This is a genomic window from Streptomyces cavernae, from assembly GCF_004023625.1.
In the GTDB taxonomy this organism is placed as follows: domain Bacteria; phylum Actinomycetota; class Actinomycetes; order Streptomycetales; family Streptomycetaceae; genus Streptomyces; species Streptomyces cavernae.
In genome coordinates this window covers 167,236-193,445 of sequence record NZ_RPDJ01000020.1, presented here as the reverse complement: position 1 = coordinate 193,445, position 26,210 = coordinate 167,236, and the positions used below count along the sequence as shown (strand labels likewise).

Genomic DNA, 26,210 nt, shown 5'->3' with positions numbered 1-26,210 from the left:
ACCACGGGGGCGCATCAAGGGTCTCATGAGGCCAGATGCGCCGGTGTGCGATCCCAGTCGTCCGGCAGCGATGGTACAGACCACTCCGGATCGGGACGCCAGTGCTGCCAACCGTCGGAGAACGGCGAGCCCCACGCCTCGATCACCTCGACCGCCGCCAGCCCCGCACGCCGTACCCCCGCCGCGAGCCGGGCGTCCATCAGTCCGGCCCGCTGCGCCTGGTCGAACTCGTCCTCGTCGAGCCACCGCCAGCTGCGGTCCGGGTGCACCGAGATGTCCAGGAAATGGTCCTCGGAGTCCACCCCGCCGGCCCAACGGGCCAACGGCTCCTCGAGGTTGACGTACCAGTTCTTGAACCGCCAGCCCGGTTCCCAGAACAGCCAGACCGACCAGGCGTCGCCCGGCCGGGCCAGCTTCAGCACACCCGCGCCGAACCAGCGGCCGCGCCGCACCGTGCGCGGTTTGGCGTAACGGGACTCCAGCGGCTCCGCCCCCACGGGGGTGCCGTCGGCGAGCACGGGCCTGATGCACTCCGTGCCCGGTGCCATCCACACCGCCAGGAGGTCCGCGGTGTCCTGGACGACGGTCACCGGACGGCAGATGTGGACCTCGGGACCGCCGTTCTCGCGGTACCTCCACAGGATCCGGTCCCCGGGCGCCCAGCGCCCACCCGAATCGGCTCGCTCGCCTTGCGTCACCGTCACCGTCACCGCATCACCGTCCGTCATGACCAGATATTAGGTGCCATGTGCATACGACGCTGCGGTGCACATCGCGGTTGCCCCCTTGGGCCGGAGGGTTTTACGGATGCGTCATCCGCAGGACATCAAGCGCCTCGTCGAGTTGTTCCAGGGTCAGGTCGCCGCGGTCGACGTACCCGGACTCCAGGACCACCTCCCGGATGGTCTTCCGCTCGGCGAGCGACCTCTTGGCGACCTTGGCGGCCTCCTCGTAGCCGATGTACTTGTTGAGCGGTGTGACGACGGACGGCGACGACTCCGCGTACTCGCGGGTCCGCTCCCGGTCCGCGGCGATCCCGTCGACGGTCCGGTCGGCCAGCAGCCGCGAGACGTTCGCGAGCAGCCGGACGGATTCCAGGACGTTCTTCGCGATCACCGGCAGCATCACGTTGAGCTCGAAGTTGCCGGCCGCGCCGGCGGTGGCGACGGTCGTGTCGTTCCCGGTCACCTGCGCGGCGACCATGAGCACCACCTCGGGGATGACGGGGTTGACCTTCCCCGGCATGATCGACGAGCCCGGCTGCAGATCCGGCAGACGGATCTCGGCTAGCCCGGTCCGGGGCCCGGAGGCCATCCACCGCAGATCGTTGGCGATCTTCGTCAGCCCCACGGCGATGGTCCGCAGCTGCCCGCTGGTCTCCACGATCCCGTCCCGGGCGCCCTGTGCCTCGAAGTGGTTGCGGGCCTCGGTGAGCGGCAGCCCGGTGACCCGGGCGACCTCCTCGATCACGGCGGCGGAGAACCCGGGCGGCGTGTTGATGCCCGTGCCCACGGCGGTGCCGCCCAGCGGCAGCTCGGCGAGCCGCGGCAGGGACGCCCGGAGCCGCTCGATCCCGTACCGCACCTGGGCGGCGTATCCCCCGAACTCCTGCCCGAGTGTCACGGGCGTGGCGTCCATCAGATGGGTCCGCCCCGACTTCACCACATCGGCGAACTCCTCCGCCTTGCGCTCCAGGGCGGCGGCGAGGTGCTCCAGGGCCGGGATCAGGTCATGGGTGACGGCGGCGGTGGCGGCGATGTGGATGGACGACGGGAAGACGTCGTTGGACGACTGTGACGCGTTGACGTGGTCGTTGGGGTGGACGTCCCGCCCCAGCCGCTCGGTGGCGAGCGTGGCGAGCACCTCGTTGGTGTTCATGTTGGACGAGGTCCCGGACCCCGTCTGGAACACGTCCACCGGGAAGTGCTCGTCCCACCGCCCGTCGGCGACCTCTGCGGCGGCGTCCGCGATGGCGTCGGCGATGTCCTTGTCGAGCACCCCCAACTCGGCGTTCACCTTGGCCGCGGCTCCCTTGATCCGCGCCAGGGCCTGGATGTGCGCGCGCTCCAGGCGCTGCCCGGAGACGGGGAAGTTCTCCACGGCCCGCTGTGTCTGGGCCCGCCACTTGGCGTGGGCGGGGACCCGGACCTCGCCCATGGAGTCGTGCTCGATGCGGAACTGCTGGTCGCCGTCTTCGGCCTGGGTGGTCATCGTTGTCGTACCTCCGGGGACGTGAGCGCGGTGCTGCCGGGACGTATTCCCCGCTCGGGTTCCCCATCTGTCTTTCCGATACGGAAAATCTTCTGTTGTCGCATCGGAAAGTCAGGGCTAGAGTTTCCGTCATGGAAACCGAAGCGAGCTTTTCCGGCCGTCCCGTCGCTCCGACTCCGGACCAGGCGCGGGCGGCGCTGGCCGACGCGGACCGCGTCCGGGCGTCGACGGCAGCGCTGTCCGCGACGCCGTGGCCGATCTGGTTCGCCACCGTCCTGACCGCCTATCTCGCCGCCTTCCCCTTCGTCTATGGCGGTGTGGTGGCCGAGGGATCATGGCTGCTGCCGCGCTGGGCCTGGGTGACCGCGCTGCTGGTGACCACCGCGGCGTTCTGGGCACTGTTCTCGGTCGCCGCCCACTCCTGGAAACAGCGCACCGGGGTGGCGCTCCGGTTCGACGTGCTGCCCAGGCGGGCTACCGTGCCCCTGATGGCCGGACTGCCCGCCGTGCTCGTGGGCTCGGCCCTGGCGTTCCGTGCCACCGGCCAGGCCTGGCTGCTCGTCGCCGCCTCCGCCGTGGCGGCCGCGGTGTCCGTCGGCTTCCACCTCGCCTTCGTACGACTGCACCGGAAGACCTCGTGACCACCCAGCACACCGACCCGATGGCCGGCTTCGACAACCTCGTCCACGCACCCAACCGGCTGCGCATCTGCGCTCTGCTCGACACCGCGGGCGAAGCGGAGTTCGGCGTACTGCAGGAACAACTCGGCTTGTCCGCATCCGTGTTGAGCAAGCACGCCGGCGCCCTCATCGACGCGGGATACGTCGAACAGCGCAAGGCGGTACGCGACACCCGGCAACGCGTGTGGCTGCGCCTCACCGCACGAGGCAAGGAGGCGTACCACGGCCACCTGGCGGCGTTGCGGGCGATCGTGGGGGAGTGACGGGCAACTCCGTCGTGTGCCAGATGCACCGGGCGGAGCAGATCCCCGGGCTGGTCGCCGAGGCAGGCGGCGTGCTGGTCTCCATGTCGGCTTCCAGCCTGACTGCCAAGAGCCCCCGGCCGACGGCCAGGGGCTCTCCAGCAGGGGTGTCGCTGTGGTGTCAGCCCAGGCCCGGACCCCGTACCGGGATGCTGGTGAACGTCGGTTGCGGCGCCGGGTCCTGGAAGAAGTCGTTGCCCTTGTCGTCGACCACGATGAACGCGGGGAAGTCCTCCACCTCGATCTTCCAGACCGCCTCCATGCCGAGTTCCTCGTACTCGACGACCTCGACCTTCTTGATGCAGTCCTGGGCGAGGCGGGCGGCGGGACCGCCGATGGAGCCGAGGTAGAAACCGCCGTGGGTGTTGCACGCGTCCGTGACCTGCTTGCTCCGGTTGCCCTTCGCCAGCATCACCTTGGAGCCGCCCGCCGCCTGGAACTGCTCGACGTAGGAGTCCATGCGGCCGGCCGTCGTCGGACCGAAGGAACCGGAGGCGTAGCCCTCGGGGGTCTTGGCCGGGCCCGCGTAGTACACGGGGTGGTCCTTCAGGTACTGCGGCATGTCCTCGCCCGCGTCCAGCCGCTCCTTGATCTTGGCGTGGGCGATGTCACGGGCCACGACCAGGGGACCGGAGAGGGACAGCCGGGTCTTCACCGGGTACTTGGTGAGCTCCGCGAGGATGTCGTCCATCGGCTGGTTCAGGTCGATGCGCACGACGTCGCCGTCCTGCTCGAGGTGCTCATCGGTCGTCTCCGGCAGGAAGCGCGCCGGGTCGGTCTCGAGCTGCTCCAGGAAGACGCCCTCCGCCGTGATCTTCGCGACGGCCTGACGGTCCGCCGAGCAGGACACGGCGATCGCGACCGGGCAGGACGCGCCGTGCCGGGGGAGGCGGACGACGCGCACGTCGTGGCAGAAGTACTTGCCGCCGAACTGCGCGCCGATACCGATCTTCTGAGTCAGCTCGAAGACCTTCTCCTCCAGCTCCTTGTCCCGGAAGCCGTGGCCGAGCGGCGAGCCCTCGGCAGGGATCTCGTCCAGGTAGTGCGCGGAGGCGTACTTGGCCGTCTTCAGGGCGTACTCCGCGCTCGTGCCGCCGACCACGATCGCCAGGTGGTACGGCGGGCAGGCGGCCGTACCGAGCGAACGGATCTTCTCCTCCAGGAACTTCATCATGGAGGCCTCGTTCAGGACGGCCTTCGTCTCCTGGTAGAGGAACGACTTGTTGGCCGAGCCGCCGCCCTTGGCCATGAACAGGAACTTGTACGCGCCGCCGTCGGTGGCGTACAGCTCTATCTGGGCCGGGAGGTTGGAGCCGGTGTTCTTCTCCTCCCACATGGTCAGCGGGGCCATCTGGGAGTAGCGCAAATTGAGCTTGGTGTACGCGTCGTAGATACCGCGGCTGAGGGCCTCCTCGTCGCGGCCCTCGGTGAGGACGTTCTGGCCGCGCTTGCCCATGACGATCGCGGTGCCGGTGTCCTGGCACATGGGGAGCACGCCCGCGGCCGCGATGTTCGCGTTCTTCAGGAGGTCGAGGGCGACGAACTTGTCGTTCGCCGACGCCTCCGGGTCGTCGATGATGCGGCGCAGCTGGGCGAGGTGGGCCGGGCGCAGGTAGTGCTGGATGTCGTGGATGGCCTCCTCGGCGAGCTTGCGCAGCGCCTCCGGCTCGACCTTGAGGAACGTCCGCCCGTCGGCCTCGAAGGTGGAGACACCTTCGGCGGTCACCAGCCGGTAGGGGGTGGTGTCCTCTCCCAGTGGGAGCAGATCGGTATACGCGAACTCAGGCATTTCGCCCATTCCTCACTCGACGACGACGGCCGGCCTCCGTTGGCGGCGCGCCCACCAGCGTAGAACCTCACGAGAACGGTCGGCTTGTGAGGTAAGGCTCAGTTCCGCGGGTGGTTGGTGGGGCCGCGGACCGGATGCGGGTTTTCCACAGGGGCGGTCATGGGGTAGTCGCGATCTATCGCGTTTCGGTAGGCTGCTGCCGTGGACCTTCAGAAGCGCACCGACGCCACCCCCGAGCCGACCGCGCCCCGGCCCGCCGCGACGGCCGACGTGCCGCGGTCCGAACTGCGCGCCTCGGACGCCGACCGCGACCGCATCGCGGACATCCTGCGTGACGCCCTCGCGGAGGGCCGTCTCACCGCCGAGGAGCACGCCGAGCGGGTCGAGGGCGTCCTGCGCGCCAAGACCGTCGGCGAACTGGAGCCGTTCATACGCGACTTGCCCGCGGCCACGGCCCCGCCCGCCTACACGCCGCCGCCCACCCGCCCCACGGGCATCCCGGCGGTCGTGGACGACAACGTGGTGGCCGTGTTCAGTTCGGCCAGCCGCAAGGGCCGTTGGCGCGTCGGCCGCCGTACGCATGTGTACTCGATCTTCGGCTCGGTCGAGATCGACCTCAGCGAGGCGATCTTCGAGTACCAACAGGTCGTCATCAAGGCCATCTCCGTTTTCGGCAACGTGGAGATACGCGTCCCGGAGAACGTCACGCTGCGTGGGAACGGCGGGGGAGTGCTCGGTAACTTCGAGGTGGACGCCCTCGATTCGGACCAGCAGGGCGCACCGGTGGTTTATGTGGACGGTATGGCGGTATTGGGCAATATCGAGGCAAAGCCCAAGCGTGGAAAGCTGATAGAGGACCTCCATCGCTACGCGCGGACCCAGATGCGCAAATACCTGAAGCATTGACGACTGCGAATTTCCTGACGGCCGGAGGGGCTTGGTCCGGCGCTGAGCGGCAGCTCCGGGGCGAGAAATCCGGTGCTTCCGAACCCAGTGCATAGGCACGCGCACAGCGGGTAGGCCTTGCTGCATCGTCTCTCGCTCGCGAAGCCGTCGTCAGGAGTAGACCGTGCTGCAACCGCCGCATCAGTCCCTGCAGGTCGCCGCCGTTGTGGCCCAGCGGGTGCCAGTGCGAGACAGGGATCAAGAAGCGCCCTGGCACACCGAAGCCGTGTGCCGGAGGGACGAGGCCGGGCTGTTCTTCGCTCCGTCCAAAGAGCCAACGGCCGCCCGGCTGTCAAGGGAGGAGGCGGCCAAGCGCGTCTGTGCCCGCTGCCCGGTGATGGTCGAGTGCCGCGAGCACGCGCTCCTGCAACCCGAGCCCTACGGTGTCTGGGGTGGTCTCACCGCCGCCGAGCGCCGCGTGGTCCTCGCCCGGCGCCGCCGTCGCGATCTCGAGCTCAAGAAGGCGGCCCGCACGATAGCCGCGGCGGGCTAGTGCCGCAGCAGGCAACGTGCGCCCGGTAAGGAGCGGCGTCCGGTGCGTGCTCTGGGGGTACCCCCTGCTCGAAGAGCTTGGGGGAGTGCCGGCCGGAAGTCCTCGTACTGGATGTACTTGGGCTTTCGGCCGGTGCGGCGAGTGGGGGTCCCCCTGCTCGAAGAGCTTGGGGGAGTGCCGGGCGACGCGACGGGGCGAACGTTGCCTGTTGCGGCACTAGTTCCCGTCCGCGGTGCCGCCGGCGGTACCGGTCGGTCCGTATGCTCACGCGCACGCGAGCTACGCGCGCACACGCGCTGATACGCGTGCCCACGCGCTGATCGCGTGCCCACGCGGATGCGAGCTCACATGGGCGACCACGCGCCGATACGCGGCCTTACGCAAAGGGCGCCCCCTCCGTACAGGGGGCGCCCTTTCGCTGACCGGCGGCACCGTCTGACCGGCGGGACCGCTCGGCGTGCTTGCTACTTGGCGCGCTCGAAGTCGATCGTGCTGTACGCGCGCAGCTTCGACAGCCGGTGCACGGATTCGATGCGCCGGACCGTGCCGGACTTGGAACGCATCACGATGGAGTCGGTCGTGGCCGTCTCGGCGCGGTACCGCACCCCGCGCAGCAGTTCGCCGTCGGTGATGCCGGTGGCCACGAAGAAGACGTTCTCGCCGGAGACCAGGTCGTCGGTGTACAGCACCCGGTCGAGGTCGTGTCCGGCGTCGATGGCGCGCTGCTTCTCCGCGTCGTCCTGCGGCCACAGCTTGCCCTGGATGGTGCCGCCCAGGCACTTCACGGCACAGGCCGAGATGATGCCCTCCGGGGTGCCGCCGACGCCGAGCAGCAGGTCGATGCCGGTGCCCTCGCGCAGCGCCAGGATCGAGCCCGCGACGTCGCCGTCCGAGATCAGCTTGATCCGGGCACCCGTCTCCCGGATCTCCTTGATGACACCCTCGTGGCGCGGCCGGTCGAGAATGACGACCGTGACGTCCTCGGGGGAGGAGTTCTTCGCCTTGGCGACCCGGCGGATGTTCACCGAGATGGGCGCGTTGATGTCCACGAAGTCCGCGGCCTCGGGGCCGGTGACCAGCTTGTCCATGTAGAAGACCGCGGACGGGTCGAACATGGTGCCGCGGTCGGCGGCGGCCAGCACGGCGATCGCGTTCGTCATGCCCTTGGCGGTCAGGGTGGTGCCGTCGATCGGGTCGACGGCAATGTCGCACTCCGGCCCGGTGCCGTCGCCGACGCGCTCACCGTTGAAGAGCATCGGGGCCTCGTCCTTCTCGCCCTCCCCGATGACCACGACGCCGTTCATCGACACGGTGCTGACGAGGGTCCGCATGGCACGTACGGCGGCGCCGTCGGCGCCGTTCTTGTCCCCGCGGCCCACCCAGCGACCGGCGGCCATCGCGGCCGCTTCGGTGACCCGGACCAGCTCGAGGGCGAGGTTGCGGTCGGGAGCCTCGGAAGGGACCTCGAGTTCGGAGGGGAGATGGTGCTCGGTCATCGGAGCGCACCTTTCTGATACGACGACGGCCGGATGAGGGTCTGCGGCCGACTCTATCGTCAGTCCGACAAAATGAGCAGGGGGCCCCACGGATGAGCAGGCCAGTGCACCTGCGACGATAGGGGCGTGGCAGGTACCAAAGGCTTCCAGTCGGTCCGGGACATGATCATCTCTCTGGCGGTGATCGGACTCGTCGTGGGGTTCATCTACATGTTCATTCCTCACGACGACTCGCAGCCTCCCGTGAAGCGGGTGGACTACCGGATCGAGCTGCTCACGGCGCGCCGTGCGGCGGCCTACCCGGTGGCCGCGCCCGAGGGTCTCCCTTCGGCGTGGAAGGCGACCTCGGTGCGCTTCCAGGGCGCCGAGTCCGACCGCTGGCACCTCGGTTTCCACGACCCGGACGGTGAGTACGTGGCGATCGAGCAGTCCACCCAGAAGCCCGCCCGGTTCATCGACGAGGCGAGCCAGGGTGCCACGGAGACCAAGGGCACCGAGCAGATCGGTGGCCGGACGTGGCAGCGCTACGAGGGTGAGAAGTACGACGCCCTGGTCCTGAAGGACGAGGGGTCCACGACGGTGGTGACGGGCACGGCGTCCTTCGAGCGGCTGACGGCGATGGCGAAGGCGCTGCGGACGTCCTGAGTGGTCCGTGCACCGTGCACACGAGCGAGGCCCCGGCGTTGCGCCGGGGCCTCCGTCCGTTCTGCACCGGGTGCTCGGGCCGGGCCATGGTGCTCGGACCGGGGAGACCGTGGGTGCTCGGACCGTGGTGCTCAGACTCAGGGTGCTCGGACTGTGGGTGCTCAGACCGTGGTGACGACCTGGTCGAACGCCAGGCGCGGGGAGCGCGGGAACCAGGCGTCCTCGCCCGGCTTGCCGATGTTGACGACCATCAGCGGGGTGTGGTCGTCGTCCAGGAACTCCTTCTGGACACCCGCGAAGTCCAGGCCGGTCATCGGGCCGGCGGCGAGACCCGCGGCGCGGACGCCGATGATGAAGTACGCGGCCTGCAGGGCGGCGTTCAGGCCGGCCGCGCTCTCGCGGGACGGGCGCTCCGCGAAGAAGGCGTCCTTGGCCTGCGGGAAGTGCGGGAAGAGCTCGGGAAGCTCCTCGTGGAACTCGTTGTCCGCGGAGAGGATCGCGACCAGCGGGGCGGTGGCGGTCTTCGCCTGGTTGCCCTCGGCCATGTGCTGCACCAGACGCTCCCGCGCCTCGGCGGAGCGGACCAGGGTGATCCGCAGCGGCGACTGGTTGAAGGCGGTCGGTCCGTACTTGACGAGGTCGTAGATGGCCTGCACCTGCTCGTCGGTCACCGGCTCGTCGGTGAAGGTGTTGGCGGTGCGGGCCTCACGGAACAGCAGGTCCTGGGCGGCAGGATCAAGAACGAGGGACATGGGACAAACCTTCTGTGTCTTCGCGTTGGATCCCGTGGTGCGCCGGTGGACGCCGGGATCAGCTGGCGACATCGACAGTACGTCGATGAAGTTCAACGTTCAATCAAAACGGGAGTGAAGTGATCCACTTCACAGTGCTCCAGTTTTGAAGCTTCTCCGCCCTGCAGCCGCGAGCCGACTACCCGCGACGGACTCCGGTCGGCCTCAGCCCTACCGGGGCAGGACTCTCCCGCATCGTCGCCGCCGGCCTCGGCCTTACCCGCTCGGCTCTACCGGCCGGACCTGCCCCGTCCTCCTCGCCGCCGACCTTCGGCCCTACCGGCCGGGCCCGCCCCCGTCCTCGCCGGGCCCCGGTTCGTCGTCGTCCTCCGCGAGCGCCGCGTCCAGTCGTTTGCGGGCGCCCTCCAGCCAGGTGCGGCAGACCTTCGCCAGCTCCTCGCCCCGCTCCCACAGCGCGAGCGACTCCTCGAGCGTCGTACCGCCCGCCTCCAGGCGACGCACCACCTCGATCAGCTCGTCCCGCGCCTGCTCGTACCCGAGCGCTTCCTCCACCTTGCTGGTCATCCCCTCACCCTAAGTGTCGACTCGCACCGTGAACTCACCCTCGGCCACCCGTGCCCGCAACGCTTCCCCGTCCGCCACCTCGGCCGGGTCGCGGACCACGTGCCCGTCGGACCTCTGCAGCACCGCGTACCCGCGCTGCAGGGTCGCGGCGGGGGACAGGGCCACCACCCGCGCGTGCGTGTGCGTCAGCTCCGACACGGCTCGGTCGAGGAGATGGCCCAGCGTGCGCCGGCCCCGGTCGAGCAGCGCGGTGACCTGGTCCGCCCGCTCCTCGATCATCCGGTGCGGGTCCTGTATCGAGGGCCTGGCCAGCGCGTTCGCGAGTCCCCGCTCCTCCCGCTCGACCAAGGCCCGGACACAGCGCCGCGCCCGGTCCCGCAGCACCCGCACCCGCTCCAGCTCCTCGCCCACGTCCGGCACGACCTTCTTGGCGGCGTCGGTCGGGGTGGAGGCCCGCAGATCGGCCACGTAGTCCAGCAGCGGGTTGTCCGGCTCGTGGCCGATGGCCGAGACGACGGGCGTACGGCACGCGGACACGGTCCGCACGAGCTGCTCGTCCGAGAACGGAAGCAGGTCCTCGACGCTGCCACCGCCCCGCGCCACGATGATCACGTCCACCTCGTCGAGCGCGTCCAGCTCCTTCACCGCCTGGACCACCTGTGGCACCGCGTGCACGCCCTGGACGGCGACGTTGCGCACCTCGAAACGGACGGCGGGCCAGCGGTGCCTGGCGTTCTCCAGCACATCCCGCTCGGCCGCCGAGGCGCGCCCGCAGACCAGCCCCACGAGCTGCGGCAGAAAGGGCAACGGCTTCTTCCGCTCCGGGGAGAACAGCCCCTCCGCGGCCAGGGACTTCTTCAGCAGCTCCAGCCGGGCGAGCAGTTCACCGATCCCCACCGGCCTTATCTCGGCGGCCCGCAGCGACAGCTGCCCCCGCGGCGCGTACCACTCCGGCTTGGCGCGCACGACGACCCGCGCGCCCTCGCTCACCACGTCGGCGACCGCGTCGAACACCTGCCGGTAGCAGGTCACGCTCAGCGAGATGTCCTGTGAGGGATCGCGCAGCGTCATGAAGACGACGCCCGCCCCCGGCCGGCGCGACAACTGGGTGATCTGCCCCTCCACCCAGACGGCACCGAGCCGGTCGATCCATCCCCCGATGAGCCGCGACACCTCCCCGACCGGCAGCGGGGCTTCAGCGGACGTGTTGAGAGCCATGCGCCCGAGGGTAGTGGTCGCCACCGACAGCGGCCCGGCGCTCGCGCGGGCCGGCAGGTATCGGGCGTCGGCGGGCCCGGGGACCGTGCCGCGGGTGCATGCTGGACGCGGGGGCACCCCGAAGGACGACAGGGGCAGCCCGCGAAGAAGTGATCGAGAATGACCGAGAACCCGCACACCATCCGCAGGATCGCCCATCACCTGGGGCTGCCGGTACGCCGCGACGAGCAGGAAGCCCGGATGCTCGCCCATGAGGCGCGTGCGGCGGCCGAGGACAACCTCACCCCCGAGCAGGCCGACCGGTTCGAGCAGGAGGCCTACGCCATCGTGACACGGCGTGTCTGGCACCGCCCCTATCTCAGGTCCTGACCCTCAGTACCTGGCCGCCCTCAGGTCCAACAGGTCGAAGCTCAGCACAGAATCAGCACGGGCAACAAGATCGCCGTTCATGCCCCCGCGACCAGTCAGCTGCCCGGGACATCAATAAGCTGACCTGCGGCGGCGAACTCGACGTCCACGTGCGGCGCAGCGACCCCACAGCTCACCCTCGCACCGCGCTGTCGTCCCGCCCGCATCAGAACGCCGGCGCAGCTTGCTCCTGCCGCGGTCCCTGACTGCGTGCCTTGAGCAGCGCGTCCCGGAGGCGGTTGTGGGTCATTGCCAGGCAGGCGTGCACCGCGCCGCGTGCCACCGAGAGTCCCAGCACCTGGGAGACGGCGGTGATCCGGGGGATGGCCGGCAAGGTCTGTTCGAGTCGATTGCGTACCTCGGGGAGCACCTGGTCCACCAAGGGGCGCAACCGGCCGACGAAGTAGACGGATTCGGGATCGAGTGTCACGGCGACGATGCTCACGGCGGTCGTGACCGCCGTCGTGAACGCCTTGAGTGTCTCCGCATGGGCTCGATGCTCCTGAGGTGCCAGCCACAGGTCCTCGACGCGTTCGATGTCCAGTCCGTGTTCACGAGCGAGCTTCACAAGACCCGCGGTGCTCAGCAGCCCGTTGAGGGTGCGGTCGTCGATCCCCGAGGGGAGGGAACCGATGTCGCCGAACGCAGGAGTACGTCCCCGAGCCAGTCCCTGGTCCCCGCAGGTGGCGAAACTCAGGGTGCTGCTGACGCTGAACAGGGCAGCGTCATGGATGCTCGCGTCGTCCGTGAGCACCTGGAGCAAGGACGCGTTCGCGTCACTGTCGAAGGTCACTGGGGCATCGACGAGCTTTTCGACGGTTCGGTGGAGGTCTCTGCCGGAGAAGATTTTCATCGCATCGGCAGGCCGAAAGATCTCGGCGCCGTCGCGGACATGGGCGGGCAGTGCCACGACGACCTGGCGCAGTGGCCCTCGTGCGGATGCGCTGGTCTGCGCGATCAGGTCGACCAGCCACCGGCCGGCGGCGGGGACGTCGTGGTGCTCGACCGTCGGAAGGATCACGTGCCCGAGCTCACGGCCGCGTAGGTCGGTCACCAGCACGCCGGTGGTCACGGCGCCGAAGCCGACCCCCACGACATGTCCGGCCGTCTCGGGCACATCAAGGTACGTCGACGGACGGCCACGCCCGGCGACGGCGTCGACGCCCCCGTCCACGACGAACCCGTCGGAGCGCAGTTCCTCCACGGCCCGCGACACCGTCGCCTTGCTCAACCCCGTGAGCTCGATGAGCTTGTTCCGGGTCAACGGCGCATGGGAGAGAACAACGTCAAGGACCCTTGCCTTGTTGTAGTCGCGTGGTGTGGGGTTGATGCTGCTCACCTCATGACCTTAGCGAGACCATGCGCAGCCCGAACCAGTGGTCTCTGCCTGACCTGCCGAACTGCCCTTCGGCGTCGGCGAAGTCGCGGTCGCCGGGGTGACGATCTCGTCGAGTGAGGCCAGGTCGGCCGTGTCGGACGCCGACGAGTGTCGCCTCGTTGGCGCCGCTCAAGGCGTGTCATGGCGGGTGCTCAGCAAGCGGGCCACGACCTCCTCCGTGGCGACGGCCATGGCCCGCTCCACGTTGACCCAGTCGTCTCTGGCGTGCTCGAGCAGGTAGTCGCGACGCTCCGGCACTCGTTCCGCGCGCCAATGGGTGACCAGCGCGCGAAGTGTGAGGCGTGCCAGTGCGGCGACAGGCAGGAGCGGGAGTTCGGTGTCCTTGATCGGCCGGGCCCGCTCGTATCCCGCGACGAAGCTGCATGCCTCACCCCAGGGATCCCGCGGTGTCCGGCCGAGAAGGTTCGCGACAGACACAGCGGGATCGAAGATCAAAGCACTGCGCATGCTGTCACCGAAGTCGATCACTCCTGTGACGAAGCTGTCCGTCCGCGGATCCACCAGCACGTTGTAGGGGCTGTAGTCACCATGGATCACCTGGGTCTCGAGATCACCCAGCCTCGGAACAACGGCCTCGTGGAAGAGGCGGAACACTTCCCGTGCCAGCCGACGGTGCGCGGCGCTGGGCGCGTACTCGATGAGCTCCCGCAGCTGGTCGAAGTGTCGAAGGTCCCACACAAGGCGCCGCTCGTCCGCTGGATGCCTGAATGACCGCAGAGCCAGATCCACTCGCCCGAGCATCTGCCCGGCCTTGGCGAGCTGGTGGGGATCGGGGTTCGTCCGCGCCAGGACGGCACCTTCGACGAAGTCGAAGACGCGCAGGACTCGAACTCCGCCGTTTTTCGTCTCGATCGGTACGTTGTCGCCGCCTTCGGTGGTCTCCTTGACCCGCTGGACGGGGAGATGAGGAGCTTCGGTTTCGAGGTGGCGCATCACAGCCGTTTGCAGAGCTACGACGGATACCGCCTCGTCGGGCGTGGAAACCTTGACGAGATGGTCGGCTGTGCCGGTCCGCAGCCGGAACGTGTCGTCCTTCTCGGTTGCCAGCCGCTCGAGATGGCCGCTCAGCCGGTAGTGCCGGGCGAGGAGGGCGTCCACCACGTTCGTCTCGATGGGCTCGTGGGACGATGCCAGGCCGCTCTCCTCGAACAACTGCTGGGCGATACGTGCGGGGGGCGAGGTGTTCACCGTTCGGTCCCTTCGGCTTTCGGCCTGCTACAGGCGCAACTCGGCGATCTCCGCGAAGGTCTCGAGGAATCGCGTCACGTCGGCCGAGTCGAAGGCCAGCGGCGGTCGGATCTTGAGCACATTGACTGCTTCCCCGGTGCCACTGATGAGGACGCGACGCTCTCGCATGTCGTTGATGACGTGGTCGGCGCGGACACGATCGGGCTCCAGCGACTCCCGGTCCTTCACGAGTTCGACGCCCACGTACAGACCACTGCCGCGGACCTCCGCGACGTGGGGAGACTCCCGAGTGATCTCCTCAAGGCCGGCTCGAAGCGCCCTGCCGTTGTCGAGAACTCGCTGCCGCACGTTCTCCGCTTCGAAGACGTCCAGAACCGCGGCACCGGCGGCAACCGCGATGGAACTGCCCGCAAAGGTGTTGAAATAGCGGACATTCTGTCCGAACTCGTCGCACACCTCGGGCCTGAACACCACACCGGAGATCGGCATGCCATTGCCCATGGGCTTGCCCATCGTGACGATGTCCGGAAGCACCCCATGGCGGCTGAACCCCCACATCGACTCTCCGAGCCGGGCGAATCCCGACTGGACCTCGTCGGCGATGTACACGCCGCCCGCGGCGTGCACCTCCTCGACCATGTCACGCAGGTAACCGACGGGATCGGTGAAGACGCCGTCGCTGGAGTGCGCGCAGTCGGTGATCAGCGCCGCAAGCCTGTAGCCGTGGCGCTCGAGGTCGTTGATCGCGCCGCGCACCTGGCTTCGCATGTAGTCGGGAAGCGATGAACCCGGCGGGACGAGTCGCGGATCAGGCGCATCGATGAGCCGCACGTTCGGCCCGAGCGGTGAGCCCGCGCCGAGCGTCGGCGAGAAGCTCGCAACCTCGCGAGTGAGACCGTGGTAAGCCCAGCGAGTCACTACGATTCCCTCGCCGCCCGTGTGGAAGCGAGCCACGCGCACGGCCAGGTCGTTCGCCTCCGACCCGCTGCACGCGAAGCTGACCCTCGAGAGCGCTTCGGGCATGGTCGCGACAAGGCGCTCGGCGTAGTCGACGAGTGATTCCTGCACATAGCGCGTGTTGGTGTTGACCGCCGCCATCTGGCGGGACACGGCCTCGACAACGTGCGGGTGTGCGTGACCGACGCACGGCACATTGTTGTAGGCGTCAAGGTAGTCATTGCCATCCCGGTCGAACAGGTGAGCGCCTCGGCCGGAGATGAACTCGACCGGCTCCCGGTAGTTCAGCGCGTAACCAGGGCCCAGCACGTTGTTTCGCCGCTTGACGGTGGACTGCAATCGCTCAGGCAGTTCACCGAGCGCTGTGGGGTCGAACCTGTTGGGGTAGTTGGCCAGCGCTCGACCCAGCGTGGAAGTCATCAGCAGCTCCCCTCTTTCATGGCTTGCATCTCGTCGCGGCTGCTTCGGCGGCAGCATAGCAGCTTTTGTTTCAGTTCCAACCTGAAACTTATTCTCCAGGACGGGTCCGGCAGCCCGCGACGGCGGAGAGTGCTGGATGCGGCGCGACCAGGAGGACAGGACTGGCTCGGAACTTCGACCAGCTGATCGTCGATGCCGAGACCAAGCAGGCCATGCGTCCGTAGCGTTCCAGTGAGCGGACGGAGGCGCGGCTCCGGTCGGTCCTGGTTCCGCTGAAGACGGCCCTCGGCTTCCTGCTCGGCGCGCCGGCCGCGCTCGCGGGGAGCGGGCCGGCGCTCGGGGGGGAGCGGGCCGGCGCTCGGGGGGAGCGGGCCGGCAGCAGCCCAGATCCGGCATTCACTTCGGCAGCCCAGGTGGAGTGAACTCATCCCATCAAGACGGCCACCGAGACCCAGGTCTACCGGTACATCGCCGCTGAGCTGGGCCTGGACGCTGACACCGTGGCCACCGCCTGAGGCCTCTCCTGCGGTCCGCACCGCAGCACAGGCCGACCTCCACGAGTGCGCCGTCCCGGAGTCGAGGGCTACTCGACCCTGCTGCTCTACACGTTGAAGCGGAACTCCACCACGTCCCCGTCCTGCATCACGTAGTCCTTGCCCTCCATACGGGCCTTGCCCTTGGCCCGTGCCTCGGCCACGGAGCCGGTCTCCACCAGGTCCTCGAAGGAGATGACCTCCGCCTTGATGAAGCCCTTCTGGAAGTCGGTGTGGATGACCCCGGCGGCCTCGGGGGCGGTGGCGCCCCTCTTGATGGTCCAGGCCCGGGATTCCTTCGGGCCGGCCGTGAGGTAGGTCTGCAGGCCGAGGGTGTTGAAGCCGACGCGGGCCAGGGTCGCGAGGCCCGGCTCCGTGGCGCCCACCGACTCCAGGAGCTCCATCGCGTCCTCCTCGTCCAGCTCGGCGAGGTCCGCCTCCAGCTTGGCGTTGAGGAAGATCGCCTCGGCGGGGGCGACCAGGGCGCGCTGCTCGTTCTTGAAGTCCTCGTCCGTCAGTTCCTCCTCGTCGACGTTGAAGACGTACAGGAACGGCTTGGTGGTGAGCAGGTGCAGGTCGTGGAGCGGCTCGGCCCGCTCCGTGCCCTGGACGATGCCCTGCGAGAACAGCGTGTCGCCCTTCTCCAGGATCTCCTTGGCCTCCTCGACGGCCTTCACCTTCGGGGCGATGTCCTTCTTGATCCGCGACTCCTTCTGCAGCCGCGGCAGGACCTTCTCGATCGTCTGGAGGTCCGCGAGGATCAGCTCCGTGTTGATCGTCTCGATGTCGTTCTTCGGGGAGACCTTGCCGTCCACGTGGACCACGTTCTCGTCCTGGAAGGCCCGGATCACCTGACAGATCGCGTCGGACTCACGGATGTTCGCGAGGAACTTGTTGCCCAGGCCCTCGCCCTCGCTGGCGCCCCGCACGATGCCCGCGATGTCCACGAAGTCGACGGTGGCCGGCAGGACGCGCTGCGAACCGAAGATCTCGGCCAGTTTGCCGAGGCGGGAGTCGGGAACGCCAACGACACCGACGTTCGGCTCGATCGTGGCGAACGGGTAGTTGGCCGCGAGCACGTCGTTCTTGGTCAGGGCGTTGAAAAGGGTCGACTTGCCGACGTTGGGCAGACCGACGATTCCGATCGTGAGCGACACGTTGCGACTTCCCGTACGTGAGGGCTGGGGCTGGGGCTGGGGCTGGGCTGGGCTGCAGTGCGGGTCCGGGTCCGGCGCTTTGTCGCTTGGTGCTCGGTGCGTGTCGTGCGCCGGGGGCGCGGACCGTTCGGCGGCGCTCGGGGTGTTCACCGCCGTACGCCGATCCACCAGTCTACGGTGTGCGCGCCCCGGCCCGGCGGCCCGTCGAATGCTTGGCCAAGCTCTGCCCAAAGTGCGTGTCTCTGGGACGGTTCACCACATAACCAGCTCTAAGTTTGTCCAGTGGAGCAACACAGGAACCGTTCCTCTCAGTACGCGCTTCGGCGCGGAGCATCCCGTCCCCCGCAGGACGGGCCGAGACGACCTGTGCCGCGCCCCGCTGCGGCACCGTCGGCCCAGGCGGTACGACGCCTGCCGAACCCGCGGTTCACCGGGCTCGGCGGGGGGCTGTTCAGCTGCGCGGTGATGTTCGTCCTGGCCTGCCTCGACCGGTGGCTGTTCGACGGCTCGATGGTGGTGTACGGGGTACTGTTCCTGCCCGTGAGCGCCCTCACGGCGCTCTGGGTGCGCCCCGCCGACCTGGTCACCGCGCCGGTCGCCGTACCGATCGCCTTCGCCGTGGGCCTGCTGCCCATCGCCGACAGCGACGGCGGTTTCGGCGGCCGGGTGATGGGGCTGATCACCGCTCTCGCCCTGCACGCCGGCTGGCTTTACGGGGGCACCCTGATCGCCGGGTTCATCGCCAGTGTCCGCAAGATCAGACAGATGAAACGCCAGGTGGTGGAGCGCCGGAACGCCCGGTTGCCCCAGCCGCCCCAGCCGCGACGGCGGCCCTGAGCAGATCCCGGCTCCCGCCAACAGGGCCCCGTCGCGGGCTGACACAAGGTGGCTGGACACGCCGCGCCGCCGGGCCTGCCCCTTCGCCGCCGCCTCCTCGCCGCCGAGGCCTACCCCTTCGCGCCGCCGAGGCCTACCCCTGCTGCGCCGCCCGCATCGCCGCTCCCACGATCCCCGCGTTGTTCTGGAGCTCCGCGGGGACGATCTCGGCCTTGATGCCCTCGATCAGGGGCAGGAACTTGTGGGACTTGCGGCTCACCCCGCCGCCGATGATGAACAGATCGGGGGAGAACAGCATCTCCACGTGGGCCAGGTACTTCTGGACCCGGTGCGCCCAGTGCTCCCAGCTCAGGTCGTGGTCGTCCTTGGCCTTGGTGGAGGCGTGCTTCTCGGCGTCGTGACCGTTCAGCTCCAGGTGGCCCAGCTCCGAGTTGGGGACCAGTTCGCCCGCGGTGAAGACGGCGCTGCCGATGCCCGTGCCGAAGGTGAGGAGGATGACCGTGCCCCGGCGGTCGCGGCCCGCGCCGAACGTCATCTCGGCCACGCCCGCGGCGTCCGCGTCATTCAGGACCGTCACCGGCAGCCCGCCCAGCCGATCGCTCAGCAGTGCGCGCGCGTCGACGTCGATCCAGCGCTTGTCGACGTTGGCCGCCGTACGAATCGTCGACCCGCCGGTGACCACCCCCGGGAACGTGATGCCGACCGGGCCCGTCCAGCCGAAGTGGGCCACGACCTCCCTGACCCCGTCGGCCACGGAGTCGGGGGTCGAGGGATGCGGAGTGAGGACCTTGAAACGCTCCTCCGCCAAATCGCCGCGGTCCAGGTCCACAGGGGCGCCCTTGATCCCGGATCCGCCGATGTCCACGCCGAAGATGTGCATGACCACCACGTTACGGCGTGCGACGCACCCGTCACTTGCCAGGGCCGGACATGCTCCGCGTGACCTTCACTTCTCCGTGGAACCCGCGGCTCCCGTGCGCTCCGCCACCAGCGCCGCCGCCTCCGCCCGCAGATCGCGGCGCAGCTCCTTCGGCAGCGAGAACGTGATCGACTCCTCGGCGGCCTTCACCAGCTCGACGTCCTCGAAGCCGCGCTCCGACAACCACTGCAGCACCTGCTCGACGAGCAGCTCGGGGACCGAGGCGCCGGAGGTCACACCGACCGTCGAGACGCCTTCCAGCCAGGCCTCGTCGATCTCGTCGGCGAAGTCCACCAGGTACGCCTCCCGCGCCCCCGCCAGCTTCGCGACCTCCACCAGCCGCTTGGAGTTGGAGGAATTCCGGGAGCCGACCACGATCACCAGCTCCGCCTCCGCGCCCATCTGCTTCACCGCGAGCTGACGGTTCTGCGTCGCGTAGCAGATGTCGTCGCTCGGCGGGGAGAGAAGCTGCGGGAACTTCTCCTTCAGGGCGTCCACGGTCTCCATGGTCTCGTCGACCGAGAGTGTGGTCTGGGACAGCCAGACGACCTTCGACGGGTCGCGGACCTCCACCTTGGCGACGTCCTCCGGGCCGTCGACCAGGGTGATGTGGTCGGGCGCCTCGCCGGAGGTGCCGATGACCTCCTCGTGGCCCTCGTGACCGATCAGGAGGATGTCGAAGTCGTCGCTCGCGTACCGGATCGCTTCCTTGTGGACCTTGGTGACCAGCGGGCAGGTGGCGTCGATGGTGGCGAGCCGGCCACGGTCGGCCTCTTCGTGCACGGTGGGTGCCACGCCGTGCGCGGAGAACATCACGATGTTCCCCGGGGGGACCTCCTCCGTCTGCTCGACGAAGATGGCGCCCTTCTTCTCCAGGGTCTGCACGACGTATTTGTTGTGGACGATCTCATGGCGGACGTAGATCGGGGCCCCGTACTGCTCCAGGGCCTTCTCGACGGCGATCACGGCGCGGTCCACACCCGCGCAGTAGCCCCGGGGGGCGGCGAGCAGGACACGGCGGCCAGACGAAGCAGTCATGCGACCCATCGTAAGGCCGCCTCCTGACCGTCGACGGACCAGCAACTCCTCGTCGTCCAGGTCCGTGGTCACGGGGCCTCCGTCTCCCCGACCGCTGTTCGGCGGTCCCCCTTCGGCGGTCCCCCATCCCCACTTGTCGACGAACGGCGAAAGCGTTCGCGGAGCCGTTGCGCGAGACCGACGGCCCGGCCACGCGGGGTGCCGTGTGAGACCCCCTAGGGTTTCGACAGTCCGCTCTTCAGTCCGGCTCCGCACAGGGGCACGACGGCCGTACGGTCCCCGAGGGCGCCGTCCCGCACGGCCGCCCAGGACACGACGCCGGTCGACTCGACGTACAGACCACGCGACGCCAGGTCCCGCTGGGCGTCGGCGATCTGGTCCTCGGTCACGGTGCGGAAGCAGCCTCCCGAGTCGCGTACCGCCCGCAGGATCTGGCGGGCTCGGGGCGGGTGCGGCACGGCGATGCCCTCGGCGAGGGTGGGCGCCGCGGGCACCCGGCCGATGAGGTCGTCCGCGCCCTCGCGCCACGCTGATGCCAGGGGGGCGACCGCGGCGGACTGCACCGCGTACAGCGCGGGCCGCCGGTCGATCAGCCCGGCCGCGTGCAGCTCGGCGACCGCGAGGGCCGCGCCCAGCAGCAGGGTGCCGTTGCCGACCGGCAGCACCAGGACCTCGGGCAGCCGGCCGCCGAGGTCCTCCCACAACTCGTGCACATAGGTCTTCGTACCGTGCAGGAAGTACGGGTTGAAGACGTGGCTGGCGTAGAAGGTGCCGCCCGCGTCCGCTGCCTCACGGGCCGCCCGTGCCGCCGCCTCCCGGTCGCCGGGGACGACCTCCAGCCGGGCTCCGTACGCGGCGATCTGCTCCAGCTTCTTCGGCGACGTGCCGTCGGGAACGTAGACCGTGCACGGTAGTTGCGCGCGGGCGCAGTACGCCGCGAGTGCCGCGCCCGCGTTGCCGCTGCTGTCCGCCACCACCCTTCCGCGGACCTGGTCCCGCTCGCCGGGGGGTGTCTGAGCCGGCAGCAGTCGCAGCGCCAGCTCGACCAGGAGTACGGCACCGCGATCCTTGAAGGAGAGCGTGGGCATCAGGAAGTCCAGCTTGGCCGAGACCCGGTCCGTCAGCGGGACCAGCGGCGTCCGACCCTCACCCATGGTGACCGTCGAACCGGACAACGGCAGTGTCTCCGCGTACCGCCACAGCGAATTGACCCGCCCGGCGAGGGACTTGAGCGGGGCGGGCGTCGGCACGAAGTCCAGGTCGAGGGGCCCGCGGCAGGCCGGGCAGCACCAGGCGAGCGAGGCGGTGGCGACGCGGGTGCCGTCGGTCGGGCAGAAGCGGTCCGGCAGAGGTGTCATGCGCGCAGCGTAGGCGCGGGGTGCGGCGGGGCCGGGAGATCACCACGCCGTCGTTGAGCGGCGGACTCAGGACGTCCCGGGGTACGGCGTCGGCTCCGTCACCCAGCCCGCCGCCAGGGCCAGACCGGACTCGCGGTGGACGCAGAGAAAGCCGAAGGGACGGTCGAAGGTCGCGTGTATTCGGGTAGTCGTGTACCGCTTCTGCTGCCGGGACGGAGCCGCCCCGGCCGCCGCGATCATGATCGCGGTCACCGCCGCCGCCTTGAAGCCGTGCTCCGTGAACGACGCGGTCGCGGACTGCTGTGCGGAGCCGACGGCGAGCGGCTGCGCGCTGATGCCGGGGAAGTGACCGGTGTCACGCACGGTCGCGGACCTGAGACCGAACAGTTCGGCGTGCGCCAGCAGGTCGTGCCGGGCCGACACGTCGAAGGCGACCGTGGTGACGTGGAGGGTCGGTGGGGTGGGCGCGAGGCAGGGCACCGTGAGCACTTCCAGGCCGGGCCCGGTGTCCCGCTCCGTCAGCCGGTCGCCCGGCACGGTCGGGAGCAGCCCGGCGAGCAGGTCGACGCCCGCGGCCAGCACCTGGCCGGGCGTCATCCCCTCATCACCGAGCAGGAGATGCACGGCCAGACCACCCAAACCGGTCACCTTGCACTCGGTGACCGAACCTTCGGGCGCACGGGCGAGGCAGCTCTGTTCGACACGGGGCGTGCTGCGGCCCAGCCCGGCCAGCTGCCTGCCCCGCCAGGGACCCGTATGGGGGCGCACCCACCGCGGCTCGAAGGGGTGCACCCAGTCCGTCTCGAGCGCCAGCGCGCTCGCCATCACCAACTCGGTGTCGTCCTCGAGCAGTACGGGCATCTCGCGGATCCGGCCGCCGGTCCGCTCGGCCGCCCAGGCGTCCAACGCCTGCTTGTCCTTGGCGGCCGAGCCGGTGAGCGCTCCGTGCGCGTGCGGCGGCAGTCCGCCCACCCACTGCCGCCGGAGCTCCAGCGTCCGCTTGCTCCACAGGCCCATGGCCGCGTCGACACCCGGCAGTTCGTCCAGCACGCTGAGCACCTCACGCGCCGTGGCCGCCGCCCGCTCGGCCGGCAGACCGATCGCCTCGGCCAGTTCGGCACGGGCCGCACCGCCGGCCCCGTCGGCGAGGAAGCCGAGCAACGGCCAGAGCCCGGCGGCGGAGAAGACCGTGCCCGTGGACGAGTCGCCGTCAGGGCTGGGAGAGGAGGTGGGTCGGTCGGTGGTACTGCCGGTGGCGGGGGCGGTGGAGGGGCCGGTGCCAGGGCCGGCGGACGAGCCGATGGTCTTCTCGGTGTCGGTGCCGGTGTTGGTGCCCGTGTTGGTGCCCGTGTTGGTTACGGTTCCGGGTCCTGTTCCGGTTCCTGTTCCGAGTCCTGTGCTGGTGCCGGTGGCCGCGACGGCCGCCCATCGGGCGGTCAGCTCGTTGACCGCCCGTACCCCGCTCGTCTCCGAACCGACATCCGTGAATCGCATTCCGCCCCCGTTCCGGCGCACTTACGATGCGCGCTGTCGTGCGTCGGTCCTGTGCCAGCCGTGGGGAGCACGCTACTCGTGGACGAACCTCCTCAACCGGGGCCCCACGATCATGCGGGCGGCGAGGTGGTTCTTCGGGGCTGCGGATGTGAGTTGGGTCCGTAGACGGGGAAACCGCCTGCGTAAAGCCCCCCGACAGCAGAAGTCATCACTTCGAGTGATTCCTTGGCCCTCACTTGCATGGGACAACCCACGGTTGCGAGGCTGTTGCTGTCTGTACAACCTGATGGGAGAGCGGCCAGTGACATTCGGTGAGCAGCCGGCATATCTGCGAGTCGCCGGTGATCTCCGCAAAAAGATCGTCGACGGTTCGCTGCCCCCGCACACCCGCCTCCCGTCCCAGGCCCGTATCCGCCAGGAGTACGGCGTCTCCGACACGGTCGCGCTGGAAGCGCGCAAGGTGCTGATGGCCGAGGGCCTGGTCGAGGGCCGCTCCGGGTCGGGCACGTACGTACGGGAGCGGCCGGTGCCGCGCCGGGTGGCCCGTTCCGGGTACCGGCCGGAGACGGGGGCGACGCCCTTCCGCCAGGAGCAGGCCGACGCGACCGTCCGCGGCACCTGGGAATCACGCAGCGAGCAGACCGACGCCGGTGCGGCGATCGCGGAGCGGCTCGGAATCGAGCCCGGGGAACGGGTGATGCGCACGAAGTACGTGTTCCGGGACGCGGGCGAGGCGATGATGCTCTCCACGTCCTGGGAGCCGCTGGCCGTCACCGGCCGCACCCCCGTGATGCTCCCCGAGGAGGGTCCGCTCGGCGGGATGGGCGTGGTCGAACGCATGGCTGCCATCGACGTGGTCGTCGACAACGTCACGGAGGAGGTCGGCGCCCGCCCCGGCCTGGCCGAGGAACTCCTCGCACTCGGCGGTGTGCCAGGCCATGTGGTGATCGTCGTCCAGCGCACGTTCTATGCCTCGGGCCGCCCGGTGGAGACGGCGGACGTGGTGATTCCGGCGGATCGGTACCAGCTGTCGTACCACCTGCCGGTACGGTGACGCCGCGGCTGAGGTTGCGGCTCGGGCCCGATCGGCGGCCGTCGGCGCGGAGCGTACGCGCCTCGCGCCCTGGTCCCCTCGCCCCATGCCGGTGGGCGAGTTCCCGCTGCTGTCCGAGTCCGAGTCCGAGTCTGGAGCCGGAGTCCGTCTCGGCTTTGCCGTTCGCGCTGCGAGCACGGCCCCCGGCCCCCGGACCGCCAACCGCCAACCGCCAACCGCCAACCACCGGCCACCGGCCAACGGCCCGGGGCCCGCGTTGCGGCACTCCGCCCCGCCAGGGCCCGCCCCACCCCTCCCCACCCCGCCCCGCTCCCGGACCAGCTCGACCGGTCAACGCTTCCCCCTGGTCGTCGCAGGCGTGCCCGGGACATTCTCGGCTGCCCACCCTCGCTCGCCGATACCCCTCCATCCCCGCGCTCACGCGGTGTGTTGCGGTACGTGGAGGGCGTTCGACGTGCCAATGCGCCGTTCGAATCTGGCCGTTCTCGGAGGCCTGTCCGGAAGGTCCTCGCAGGGCACGACCGTGCCCAAGTGGTGAGACGGGGCGCATTCGGCGTCGCGCGCCCCTGTTGTGATGGCCGGTTGCCTACCGCTTTGTGAAAAGCCGTATTCGCTGCGTGAAGGTAAGGCGTAGGCTCGGGCATATGCGGAGTGCGGTTTCCCTGGGGTACGGGGCGAAGGCGTTCCCTCCTGCTCGAACTCGGTCGAGAGCTCGGGGGAGAAAGCCGGGAACGGGAAGCGGAGGGGCGCGATGAACGACAGTACGGCCACTCTCCCCTGGCTCGTCATACGGGAGGACGACAACGGCAATCGCTACCGCGTGGGCCGGTACGCGACCCGGGCCGAGGCCGAGAAGATTGCGGACAGCCTCGACAACCGCGGACACAAGCAGCTCTATTGGGTCGAGCGGATCGGCCAGAACGGAACCAAGTGATCCGGTTCACTCGGTCCCAAAGGGTCACCCTCCCGTAGGCTCCGGCGCATGACGGAACGGATCGTGGTGGGCGCCGCCGTGACGAGTGGCGGGCGTCTGCTGGCCGCGCGCCGCAGCGCCCCTGCCGAACTGGCGGGGCGTTGGGAGTTGCCCGGCGGCAAGGTCGAGCCGGGCGAGACCTGCGAGCACGCGCTGGTACGGGAGTTGCGCGAGGAGCTCGGTGTCGAGGCGGAGCCGGTCGAGCGCATTCCCGGCGAGTGGCCGCTGAAGGCGGAACTGGTGCTGCGGGTGTGGACCGCCCGGCTGCTCTCGGGAGACCCGATGCCCCTGGAGGACCACGACGAGCTGCGCTGGCTGGACCCCGACGAGATCTGGGACGTCGAGTGGCTCGACCAGGACGTGCCCGCGGTGATGGAGGTTCTGCGTCGGATGGAGGAAGCCGAGGCGTAGACGGCGTAGACATCGCGGTCGCTGAGCGGGGTCTTTCGGGCTCGGTCTCGCCCGGTCACCCCAAAGGCGGCCCGGACGGCGGGCGCCACGTCACCGACGTCACCAAGGCCGGCCGGACCATCGAAGCCCGTTGGCGTGCGCAGCCGGCTTCCTCTCCGAACGACGTCCACGCGCCCCCATGGGCCCTGCCGCCCACCTGGAGCCGTTCACCAGGTGAGACACGAGGCGGATGTTGTCTCCGGGACTTACCTTGCGTACGCCGTTTGTGCCACAGTGCGCCCCTGTGCGCGGTACTCGGTGGGGGATATCGGGTATGTCGCCATTAACACCGTGATACCGGACATTGGCCTGGGAAGTGATCGGCGTGATCGACACCGAAGGCGACCGCGCTGAGTGGACCTTCCCCGCGGAGCCGGGAGCCGTGCGCACGGCGCGCTCCGTCGTCCGGGAGCAACTGCGCGGCTGGGGCCTCGGCGACCTCGATGACATCACCGCGCTCCTGGTCAGCGAGCTGGTGACCAACTCCCTTCGGCATGCCACGGGCCCCATCGGTGTGCGCCTGGTGCGCGCCCCCGGTCTGCCCCGAACGCTTCTGGTGGAGGTCTCCGACCCCCTTCCCGACCCGCCCCGTGAGCGGGTTGCGCGCCCCGACGACGAGAGTGGTCGCGGGCTGCAGTTGGTGGCCTGCTCCTCGCGCCGATGGGGTACCAGACCGGGGGACACCGGGAAGACCGTCTGGTTCGAACTCGCGCTGCCCGGCTGACCGGGCATTCACGCGGTGACCGCGGTCGTTTGACGCGCGTCAAGGCACTCGCTTGGCGCGCATCAAGGCGCTCGCTCGAAGCGCGTCAAGGCGCTCACTTGAACGCGCACAAAGGTGGCGGCGGTCACGGCTGACCACGTGTCAGGCATGGGCGCGCGTTACTGATGAGGTTCGACCTGGTGCCACCTGGTTAGAAGTCTGGAAGT

26 protein-coding genes are annotated in these 26,210 nt (G+C 69.4%); 11 read left to right on the top strand and 15 right to left on the bottom strand.

From position 1 onward, the window contains the following. Positions 1-23 precede the first annotated feature (23 nt). Together fomD and EF387_RS29370 are read right to left on the bottom strand one after the other, a co-directional pair. Complete coding sequence (gene fomD / locus EF387_RS29375) at positions 24-728, bottom strand: cytidylyl-2-hydroxypropylphosphonate hydrolase (protein WP_128379646.1); 705 nt, start codon at positions 726-728, stop codon at positions 24-26. Positions 729-801: 73 nt separating this feature from the next. Next, complete coding sequence (locus EF387_RS29370) at positions 802-2,211, bottom strand: class II fumarate hydratase (RefSeq protein WP_128379645.1); 1,410 nt, start codon at positions 2,209-2,211, stop codon at positions 802-804. A gap of 131 nt (positions 2,212-2,342) precedes the next feature. Here EF387_RS29370 and EF387_RS29365 point away from each other — a divergent pair, with 131 nt between their 5' ends. Both EF387_RS29365 and EF387_RS29360 read left to right on the top strand, forming a co-directional pair. Beyond that, entirely contained in the window at positions 2,343-2,852 is a 510-nt protein-coding gene (locus EF387_RS29365) for a hypothetical protein (RefSeq protein WP_128379644.1), read from the top strand. Then, entirely contained in the window at positions 2,849-3,154 is a 306-nt protein-coding gene (locus EF387_RS29360) for a transcriptional regulator (RefSeq protein WP_338058135.1), read from the top strand. Before EF387_RS29365 ends, EF387_RS29360 begins: the two co-directional genes overlap by 4 nt. 160 nt (positions 3,155-3,314) lie before the next feature. Here the strand turns inward: EF387_RS29360 and EF387_RS29355 are convergent, their stop codons facing one another. After that, positions 3,315-4,991 carry a fumarate hydratase gene (locus EF387_RS29355; RefSeq protein ID WP_128379643.1) on the bottom strand — a complete coding sequence of 559 codons (1,677 nt, stop codon included), beginning with the start codon at positions 4,989-4,991 and terminating at the stop codon, positions 3,315-3,317. 192 nt (positions 4,992-5,183) lie between these two features. On the opposite strand from EF387_RS29355, the gene EF387_RS29350 reads away from it, so the two are divergent. Then, positions 5,184-5,888: a DUF1707 SHOCT-like domain-containing protein gene (locus tag EF387_RS29350; protein WP_128379642.1), complete on the top strand. Its 705-nt coding sequence runs from the start codon at positions 5,184-5,186 to the stop codon at positions 5,886-5,888. Positions 5,889-6,051: 163 nt separating this feature from the next. Continuing rightward, positions 6,052-6,420 (top strand): WhiB family transcriptional regulator, encoded by a 369-nt coding sequence (locus tag EF387_RS29345; protein WP_128379641.1) that lies wholly within the window; start codon positions 6,052-6,054, stop codon positions 6,418-6,420. 464 nt (positions 6,421-6,884) lie between these two features. Here EF387_RS29345 and glpX read toward each other — a convergent pair whose 3' ends face one another. Then, positions 6,885-7,916 (bottom strand): class II fructose-bisphosphatase, encoded by a 1,032-nt coding sequence (gene glpX, locus EF387_RS29340; protein ID WP_128379640.1) that lies wholly within the window; start codon positions 7,914-7,916, stop codon positions 6,885-6,887. Between the two features lie 126 nt (positions 7,917-8,042). Here glpX and EF387_RS29335 point away from each other — a divergent pair, with 126 nt between their 5' ends. Beyond that, positions 8,043-8,561, top strand: a complete 519-nt coding sequence (locus EF387_RS29335; RefSeq protein ID WP_128379639.1) for a DUF4245 domain-containing protein — start codon at positions 8,043-8,045, stop codon at positions 8,559-8,561. A 161-nt stretch (positions 8,562-8,722) separates the two neighbouring features. Here the strand turns inward: EF387_RS29335 and EF387_RS29330 are convergent, their stop codons facing one another. From EF387_RS29330 to xseA, 3 genes are all read right to left on the bottom strand, one after another. Continuing rightward, complete coding sequence (locus tag EF387_RS29330; protein ID WP_128379638.1) at positions 8,723-9,313, bottom strand: malonic semialdehyde reductase; 591 nt, start codon at positions 9,311-9,313, stop codon at positions 8,723-8,725. Between the two features lie 315 nt (positions 9,314-9,628). Beyond that, positions 9,629-9,877 (bottom strand): exodeoxyribonuclease VII small subunit, encoded by a 249-nt coding sequence (locus EF387_RS29325; protein WP_128379637.1) that lies wholly within the window; start codon positions 9,875-9,877, stop codon positions 9,629-9,631. A 9-nt stretch (positions 9,878-9,886) separates the two neighbouring features. After that, positions 9,887-11,095 carry an exodeoxyribonuclease VII large subunit gene (xseA, locus tag EF387_RS29320; RefSeq protein WP_128379636.1) on the bottom strand — a complete coding sequence of 403 codons (1,209 nt, stop codon included), beginning with the start codon at positions 11,093-11,095 and terminating at the stop codon, positions 9,887-9,889. A gap of 159 nt (positions 11,096-11,254) precedes the next feature. Between xseA and EF387_RS29315 the strand changes: the two genes are divergently transcribed. Then, the gene (locus tag EF387_RS29315; protein WP_128379635.1) at positions 11,255-11,464 is read left to right on the top strand and encodes a hypothetical protein; all 210 of its coding nucleotides are present in this window, start codon (positions 11,255-11,257) and stop codon (positions 11,462-11,464) included. A 205-nt stretch (positions 11,465-11,669) separates the two neighbouring features. Here EF387_RS29315 and EF387_RS29310 read toward each other — a convergent pair whose 3' ends face one another. The 4 genes from EF387_RS29310 to ychF all read right to left on the bottom strand — a co-directional run bounded on the left by EF387_RS29310 (position 11,670) and on the right by ychF (position 17,157). Continuing rightward, positions 11,670-12,842, bottom strand: a complete 1,173-nt coding sequence (locus EF387_RS29310; RefSeq protein WP_238431764.1) for an ROK family transcriptional regulator — start codon at positions 12,840-12,842, stop codon at positions 11,670-11,672. Between the two features lie 168 nt (positions 12,843-13,010). Then, positions 13,011-14,090: a phosphotransferase gene (locus EF387_RS29305; RefSeq protein ID WP_128379634.1), complete on the bottom strand. Its 1,080-nt coding sequence runs from the start codon at positions 14,088-14,090 to the stop codon at positions 13,011-13,013. A 27-nt stretch (positions 14,091-14,117) separates the two neighbouring features. Beyond that, positions 14,118-15,467 carry an aspartate aminotransferase family protein gene (locus EF387_RS29300; RefSeq protein WP_128379633.1) on the bottom strand — a complete coding sequence of 450 codons (1,350 nt, stop codon included), beginning with the start codon at positions 15,465-15,467 and terminating at the stop codon, positions 14,118-14,120. Positions 15,468-16,068: 601 nt separating this feature from the next. Then, entirely contained in the window at positions 16,069-17,157 is a 1,089-nt protein-coding gene (gene ychF / locus EF387_RS29295) for a redox-regulated ATPase YchF (RefSeq protein WP_128379632.1), read from the bottom strand. Positions 17,158-17,439: 282 nt separating this feature from the next. Between ychF and EF387_RS29290 the strand changes: the two genes are divergently transcribed. Beyond that, the gene (locus EF387_RS29290; protein WP_128379631.1) at positions 17,440-17,994 is read left to right on the top strand and encodes a DUF6542 domain-containing protein; all 555 of its coding nucleotides are present in this window, start codon (positions 17,440-17,442) and stop codon (positions 17,992-17,994) included. A 133-nt stretch (positions 17,995-18,127) separates the two neighbouring features. On the opposite strand, the gene ppgK is transcribed toward EF387_RS29290, so the two are convergent. The 4 genes from ppgK to EF387_RS29270 all read right to left on the bottom strand — a co-directional run bounded on the left by ppgK (position 18,128) and on the right by EF387_RS29270 (position 22,803). Then, entirely contained in the window at positions 18,128-18,874 is a 747-nt protein-coding gene (gene ppgK, locus EF387_RS29285) for a polyphosphate--glucose phosphotransferase (protein WP_128379630.1), read from the bottom strand. A gap of 66 nt (positions 18,875-18,940) precedes the next feature. After that, positions 18,941-19,960: a 4-hydroxy-3-methylbut-2-enyl diphosphate reductase gene (locus tag EF387_RS29280; RefSeq protein WP_202918399.1), complete on the bottom strand. Its 1,020-nt coding sequence runs from the start codon at positions 19,958-19,960 to the stop codon at positions 18,941-18,943. 206 nt (positions 19,961-20,166) lie between these two features. After that, the gene (locus EF387_RS29275) at positions 20,167-21,309 is read right to left on the bottom strand and encodes a pyridoxal-phosphate dependent enzyme (protein ID WP_128379628.1); all 1,143 of its coding nucleotides are present in this window, start codon (positions 21,307-21,309) and stop codon (positions 20,167-20,169) included. A gap of 66 nt (positions 21,310-21,375) precedes the next feature. Beyond that, the gene (locus tag EF387_RS29270; protein WP_128379627.1) at positions 21,376-22,803 is read right to left on the bottom strand and encodes a serpin family protein; all 1,428 of its coding nucleotides are present in this window, start codon (positions 22,801-22,803) and stop codon (positions 21,376-21,378) included. A gap of 301 nt (positions 22,804-23,104) precedes the next feature. Between EF387_RS29270 and EF387_RS29265 the strand changes: the two genes are divergently transcribed. The 4 genes from EF387_RS29265 to EF387_RS29250 all read left to right on the top strand — a co-directional run bounded on the left by EF387_RS29265 (position 23,105) and on the right by EF387_RS29250 (position 26,004). After that, entirely contained in the window at positions 23,105-23,857 is a 753-nt protein-coding gene (locus tag EF387_RS29265) for a GntR family transcriptional regulator (protein ID WP_128379626.1), read from the top strand. Positions 23,858-24,608: 751 nt separating this feature from the next. Beyond that, entirely contained in the window at positions 24,609-24,791 is a 183-nt protein-coding gene (locus EF387_RS29260) for an SPOR domain-containing protein (protein ID WP_128379625.1), read from the top strand. 48 nt (positions 24,792-24,839) lie between these two features. After that, positions 24,840-25,241, top strand: coding sequence for a (deoxy)nucleoside triphosphate pyrophosphohydrolase (locus tag EF387_RS29255; RefSeq protein WP_128379624.1), 402 nt, complete (start codon positions 24,840-24,842; stop codon positions 25,239-25,241). A gap of 355 nt (positions 25,242-25,596) precedes the next feature. Continuing rightward, on the top strand, positions 25,597-26,004 hold the full coding sequence (locus tag EF387_RS29250) for an ATP-binding protein (protein WP_128379698.1): 408 nt from the start codon (positions 25,597-25,599) through the stop codon (positions 26,002-26,004). Positions 26,005-26,210: the final 206 nt, after the last annotated feature.